Here is a 515-nt window from a genome sequence, read left to right on the forward strand (position 1 = left end):
CGTTTATATTCACGGAGGCTAACTTCTTGTTTACCGTTAAGCTGTTGAAAGGATGGGGGATTTAGGCTACTGTTTTATCCCATGTGAGTGAAGGGATTCTCCCTTTCGCCCATACAGAATATATCCCACAGAACAATAACTGGCCGATAGTCTAATCGTATTAGATATCCAGGGCCAGAAAAGATCGCGTAACAATCTATGAGCTTTGGCAAGGAATGCCACATTGCATTATCTGACTGGGCGTCCTCTGGACGAATGTGTATTCGATAGTGATGGAGTCAGGAGGATTTTTGAACATCAAGCGGAACTGGACAGGTGTCGTCTGCTGTTTTCTACTGTTTATCGCGGTTTGCCTTTCATTAGCCTTCCATGTGAAGGGGGCATTCAGGGCATCAGGCCATCCTGAACTGGGTTTACTCTTTTTCATTTTGCCAGGCGTGGTGGCGAGTTTTCTCTCGCGCGGGGGAGAAGTGGTCAAACCGCTGATTGGCGCGATGCTCGCGGCACCGTTATGT

At 47.8% G+C, this 515-nt stretch carries 1 protein-coding gene; it reads left to right on the forward strand.

Annotated features, from left to right (window positions below):
* Positions 1-290: 290 nt before the first annotated feature.
* On the forward strand, positions 291-515 hold a 225-nt coding region (ybjM, locus tag K5E19_RS23990), incomplete at its 3' end, for an inner membrane protein YbjM (RefSeq protein ID WP_260411947.1).

Source organism: Enterobacter sp. RIT637, from assembly GCF_019718755.1.
Lineage (GTDB): Bacteria > Pseudomonadota > Gammaproteobacteria > Enterobacterales > Enterobacteriaceae > Enterobacter.